We start from the raw sequence: 6,434 nt of genomic DNA, 5'->3' as shown, positions 1-6,434 counted from the left end.
TTTAGGCCGTTATATTGATAGTTCTCAGTCTAACTGTTTAATTTTCAAATGATATTTACTTAGGTAGCAACACTGTATCAATCACGTATATAGCATTGTTTGCTTGTATATCAATTATTGCGATGTTTGAGACAAAATGCCGTTGGTTAATTATTTTTAGATGTCTGTTTTAAAATTTCAATATGAACAGAAACTTATATAGATAAAGCTCTAGAGTCTAAAACAGCCATTGTCTGATTATGAAATCATCACAAACAATGGCTGCTTAGTCTTATAATAAATACAGTAGTTATACCTCAGCTAATGCTTATTTAGGCAACAATACTCTATCGATTACATGGACAACACCATTATTGGCAGCGATATCAGTCTTCACAATATTCGTTGTGCGACCGTTTTCATCCATTAGTTTGCCTTCTTTAGTCACCATTAGCGTGTCTTTGCTAGCGGTCATTACGTTACCAGGCTTCACATCTTTGGCATACATAGCCATATCACCAGCCACTACGTGATAACCCAATACTTTAGTCAATAGTGGTTTATTGGCAAATAACTGTGCTTTGGTCATACCTGTTTCTTGCAATGCTTGCATAAAGGCAGCATTGGTCGGTGCAAATACCGTATAGTGAGCATTAGGATCAGACAACATATCGACTAGACCTGCTGCTTGTACCGCTTCTACCAATACTGAAAAATCAGGATTGCTTTGCGCAATTTGTACGACATTCATCTTAGCCATACTCTGACTGTGCATTGGTGCTTTCATATCGCCCGTCTTTGCTGGCATCATATTATTACAAGCACTTAGACCTGCGATTGAGATAGCCAATGTACCGATGGTGGCAATTTTAGTAAGTTTCATAACATTTTCCTTAATGATTTGAATTTCTTTGACGTTGGTATTGTTTCAACTATGGTATTACTGTCTTACAGATCGTCTTGCCTGCTAATGCCATTTGCTCACCATACTGTACTGCTAATACCGATACTTCTGATACCAGTTATTGCTAATAAATGAGCTTATATTTATAAGTAGGACTTACTAAGACCTTGTATTTCTGAAATTAAATTAACATGTAAGCAATCTTTATCAACCTGCCTTTACGCAATTTTTTGTGGTATGGATGTAAATTCTGTCTGACTTCTGAGCATTCCCGTTGGCTTTCATTTGCAAAAGAAAAGCTTTATGTAAGCCCCTAGCGAAATGATATTCATTTGTGCGTATCTGCTTTATGAAATAGACTCTAATACCTTGCTTTGTTACTTAGCTCTCCTCTTATTCATCTATTGCCAAAGAGGAATATGCAGTATCCCTATGTAGCAAACTTTTCATGCTAAAATAATGCAAATTTGCGGTCCTCTTCGTGAGACTCTGCACGCTACTGGTTTGTTATTCCTTCTTTTTTTAATAATTACGATATAAGCAGCACACCTATGATTCCAACGACGACCTCACCAAACGATTCTCATACCGATACCGCCTCTAGTTCCTCATCCGCTAATGACTTTATATTGACGCCACCTGCTGTATTTCCGTTTAAAGAGCAGCAGCTAACCGCACGTGCCCGTATCACTGAGCAGATGGCATCACGCATTTTGATGTTAGACGGTGCGATGGGTACGCAGATTCAGACCTATAAACTAGAAGAAGCGGATTATCGTGGTGAGCGTTTTGCCGATATCGACCAAGATGTACGCGGCAACAACGACTTGCTGGTACTGACTCAGCCGCACATGATCAAAGACATTCATCACGATCATCTGCTGGCGGGCGCTGATATCATCGAGACCAATACCTTTAACGGTACGCGTCTGTCGATGGCTGACTATGACATGCAGTACCTAGTGCCAGAACTAAATAGGACAGCGGCCAAGATTGCTCGAGAAGCAGCAGATGAATTTACCGCAAAAACGCCTGAGAAACCGCGCTTCGTTGCAGGTGTCGTGGGTCCGACGTCACGTACGTGCTCGCTATCGCCTGATGTCAATGATCCTGCGTTTCGTAATATTACCTTTGATGAATTGGTACTCAACTACCGCGAAGCGACCTTGTGCCTGATAGAAGGCGGCGTCGATATTATTTTGATTGAGACGATCTTTGATACGCTAAATGCCAAAGCCGCGATATTTGCCATTACTGGTGTGTTTGATGACATCGGTTTTGAGTTACCAATCATGATTTCGGGTACGATTACTGATGCATCAGGTCGCACGCTATCGGGTCAAACGGCCGAGGCGTTTTATAACTCTATCCGCCATGCCAAGCCATTATCGGTTGGCTTTAACTGTGCGCTAGGTGCTGATGCGCTGCGCCCACATATTCAGACATTGTCAAACATCGCTGATACTTATGTCTCTGCGCATCCTAACGCTGGTCTGCCCAATGAGTTTGGTGAGTATGATGAAACCGCTGAAGAAACGGCTGCCCTACTCGAAGGTTTTGCCAAAGCGGGTATCTTAAATATCGTCGGCGGCTGCTGTGGTACGACGCCTGAGCATATCCGTCAAATCGCTAAAGTCGTAGCAAACTATCCACCGCGAGTTATCCCTGAGATAGCACCTGCCTGCCGCTTGTCAGGACTCGAACCATTTACCATCAATTCTGATAGCTTGTTCGTCAATGTCGGTGAGCGTACCAACGTCACAGGCTCTAAAAAATTCTTACGTTTGATTAAAACCGAAGCCTATACTGAAGCACTCGATGTCGCGCGTGATCAGGTCGAGGGCGGCGCGCAAATCGTCGATATCAATATGGACGAAGGCATGCTCGACTCCAAGCAAGCGATGATTCATTTCGTCAACTTGGTCTCAGGCGAACCAGATATCAGCCGTGTGCCACTGATGATTGACTCGTCTAAATGGGACATTATCGAAGAAGGCCTTAAACGTACACAGGGTAAATCTGTCGTCAACTCTATCTCATTAAAAGAAGGTCATGCTGAGTTCGTTGAACGTGCCAAATTATGTATGCGTTATGGTGCCGCGATTATCGTTATGGCATTCGATGAAGACGGACAGGCTGATACTTATGAGCGCAAGATTGAGATATCTAAGCGCAGCTATGATGTACTGGTCAATGAAGTGGGCTTCCCGTCAGAAGACATTATCTTTGACCCAAACATCTTTGCCGTTGCCACGGGTATCACCGAGCACAATAACTACGGCGCTGACTTTATCAATGCCACACGCTGGATTACGGAAAACCTGCCAAATGCCATGGTCTCGGGCGGCGTATCCAACGTCTCGTTTAGTTTCCGTGGTAACCCAATCCGTGAAGCGATCAACTCCGTATTCTTATACCACGCGATCAAAAACGGCCTGACCATGGGTATCGTCAACCCAGCCATGCTTGAGCTGTACGATGATATTCCAAAAGAAGCCCGTGACGCTATCGAAGACGTCATGCTCAATCGCAATCAAGGTGAAACTGGTCAAGATGCGACTGAGCGCCTGATGACGGTCGCTGAAAACTACCAAGATGGCGGTAAGAAAAAAGACAGTACCGTCGATATGAGCTGGCGCGAAGGTACGGTAGAAGAACGTATCGCCCACGCACTGGTCAAAGGCGTGACCACCTTTATCGAAGCCGATACCAAAGAAGCGTGGGAGAAGTACCCCAAACCGCTAGAAGTCATTGAAGGGCCACTGATGGACGGTATGAATATCGTCGGTGACCTATTCGGTGCGGGTAAAATGTTCCTACCGCAAGTCGTAAAATCTGCCCGTGTAATGAAGCAATCGGTCGCATGGCTAAACCCGTATATCGAAGCGGAAAAAGTCGAAGGCGAAGTCAAAGGTAAAATCCTAATGGCAACCGTCAAAGGCGACGTCCATGATATCGGTAAAAATATCGTCGGTGTGGTACTCGGCTGTAACGGCTATGATATCGTCGATTTGGGCGTCATGGTGCCATGTGAAAAAATCCTCGATACTGCCATCGCAGAAAAAGTTGATATCATCGGACTATCTGGTCTGATTACCCCAAGTCTCGATGAGATGGTCTATGTCGCCAAGCAAATGCAAGAGCGCGGCATGACACTACCATTGATGATCGGCGGTGCAACGACGTCGAAAGCGCATACTGCCGTCAAGGTCGAGCCGCAATATCAAAACGATGGCGTCATCTATGTATCGGATGCTTCTCGCTCAGTCGGTGTGGTGACCAAATTACTATCAAAAGAACACCGTCAAGCGCTCATCGATGAGACACGCGAAGAGTATGTCAAAGTGCGTGAGCGTCTGGCTAAGCGTCAACCAAAAGCCGCCAAAGTCACCTATGCCGAATCAGTCAAGATTGGCTTTCAGTATGATTGGGAAACCTATGTGCCACCAGTGCCAAATAAACTAGGACAAGTGATATTGGATGACTATCCAATCGCGAATCTGCTGCCTTATATTGACTGGACACCATTCTTCATCTCTTGGGGTCTGACCGGTAAATACCCGAAAATATTGCAAGATGATGTGGTTGGTGAAGCGGCTCGCGATTTGTTTGAAAATGCAGAAGAGCTACTACAAAAGATGATTGATGAGAAATCAATCGTGGCTAAAGGGGTGTTTAAACTGATGCCAGCGCGCCGTACTGGCGCAGATACCGTCACTGTATATGACAATGACCCACAAAATGGTGGTAAACCGACCTACCAGTTTGAGCACTTACGTCAGCAAAGCGACAAAGCAAGCGGCAAGCCTAACTTTAGCTTGGCAGACTTTATCTCGCCATCAGAGACGCATACCGATCACTTGGGCGGCTTTACTGTCTCTATCGTCGGTACAGAAGCACTCGCTGAAAAGTACAAAGCAGCAGGCGATGACTATAATGCCATCATGGTACAGGCGCTGTCTGACCGTTTAGCAGAAGCATTCGCCGAACATCTACATGAACTCATCCGTAAAGAATACTGGGGCTACCAGCCGACTGAATCACTCACCAATGATGAGATGATTAAAGAAAAATACGTCGGTATCCGCCCTGCACCTGGCTACCCTGCCTGTCCTGAACATACGGAAAAAGGCAAATTGTTTGATTGGCTCGGTACGGTAGATGCGATTGGTACGACGTTGACTGAAAGCTATGCGATGTGGCCTGCATCATCGGTCAGCGGATTCTATTACTCACATCCTGACAGTGAATACTTCAATGTCGGAAAAATCAGCCGTGACCAGTTAGAGAGCTATGCTGAGCGTAAAGGTTGGGATATGAAAACGGCTGAGAAATGGTTAAATCCGAATTTGTAGTCGATTAGCTAATCAAGTTATAGAAACCTGATAGTTCTTTTTTGGCTTACTCATTTAATATGGGTAAGCCATTTTTTATGGCATTCCATTTTGCCTACCCTCAGCAAACTTATCGCTACGTTCATAGCAAAATACTTTTATCATTTACTGACAAGAACCATGCTAGATTATTGTCTACTTTATTATTTTGAGACAGGCTATGAATCAGATTGCATTACTTTCTAGTTGGATTGGCAAAACTTTTGCAATCTGGGCATTGGTCAGTGCTGTTTTGGGATTTATTTTTCCTGAGTTTTTTGCCTCGTTGGCTTTTTTGATCGTTCCCATACTTGGCATCATTATGTTTGGCATGGGCATGACGCTCAAGACTGAAGATTTCCTAGAGATTGTCAAACGCCCCAAGCCTGTACTGGTTGGCCTATTAGCACAGTTCACGCTCATGCCTTTGATCGCCTACCTATTAACGGTCATTTTCAACCTCGATTCTTTAATCGCAGTTGGTGTTATCTTAGTTGGCTGTTGCCCTGGCGGTACATCTAGTAACGTCATTACGTTCTTAGCCAAAGGTGATGTAGCTTTGAGTGTGGCGATTACCTCTATCTCTACCCTACTGGCACCTTTTTTGACCCCTATTCTATTAAACGTGTTTGCGGGTCAGCTGATCGACATCGACCTAGCCAGTATGATGATGACCATTACCAAAATTGTCATCTTACCTATATTACTCGGTGTTATCTTCCATAAATTTTTGGGTAAAAAGATCGAGTTCGTCACCGAGGTATTGCCAATGGTGTCGGTATTGGGTATCTCTATTATCATCGCAGCTGTGGTCGCGGTGTCTAAAGCGACCATCTTAGACAGCGGTGCCATCGTCTTTATCGTCGTTGCTCTACACAATATGCTGGGATATACCTTAGGATATGTGATCGCGCGCTTGTCTGGATTTACGGAGAGACAGCGCCGCGCCATTATGGTGGAAGTGGGCATGCAAAACTCTGGTCTTGGCGCTGCCCTTGCGGCGACGTATTTCAACCCTGTCGCTGCCTTACCGAGTGCGATATTTAGTGTATGGCATAACTTTAGTGGCGCGTTGGTTGCGAATATTTTTGCTAAGAGAGATGCTAGGTAGGAATTTTATTGTTTGAAACTTGGTTGTGACTACTTAAAAACACCACTAATTAGACTTTATCACATAA

The 6,434-nt window shown here is 44.5% G+C and carries 3 protein-coding genes; 2 read left to right on the top strand and 1 reads right to left on the bottom strand.

The genetic code is table 11. The features are described from left to right. Positions 1-307 precede the first annotated feature (307 nt). Positions 308-862, bottom strand: a complete 555-nt coding sequence (locus CXF61_RS01585) for a fasciclin domain-containing protein (RefSeq protein WP_057758533.1) — start codon at positions 860-862, stop codon at positions 308-310. Positions 863-1,434: 572 nt separating this feature from the next. On the opposite strand from CXF61_RS01585, the gene metH reads away from it, so the two are divergent. Together metH and CXF61_RS01575 are read left to right on the top strand one after the other, a co-directional pair. Then, on the top strand, positions 1,435-5,238 hold the full coding sequence (gene metH / locus CXF61_RS01580) for a methionine synthase (RefSeq protein WP_165596916.1): 3,804 nt from the start codon (positions 1,435-1,437) through the stop codon (positions 5,236-5,238). A 199-nt stretch (positions 5,239-5,437) separates the two neighbouring features. After that, positions 5,438-6,367: a bile acid:sodium symporter family protein gene (locus tag CXF61_RS01575; protein WP_165596915.1), complete on the top strand. Its 930-nt coding sequence runs from the start codon at positions 5,438-5,440 to the stop codon at positions 6,365-6,367. Positions 6,368-6,434: the final 67 nt, after the last annotated feature.

The organism is Psychrobacter sp. 4Dc (assembly GCF_002836715.1).
Classification (GTDB): domain Bacteria; phylum Pseudomonadota; class Gammaproteobacteria; order Pseudomonadales; family Moraxellaceae; genus Psychrobacter.
Note: the sequence above shows the minus strand (reverse complement) of the source record. Positions and strands in the feature narration are given on the sequence as shown.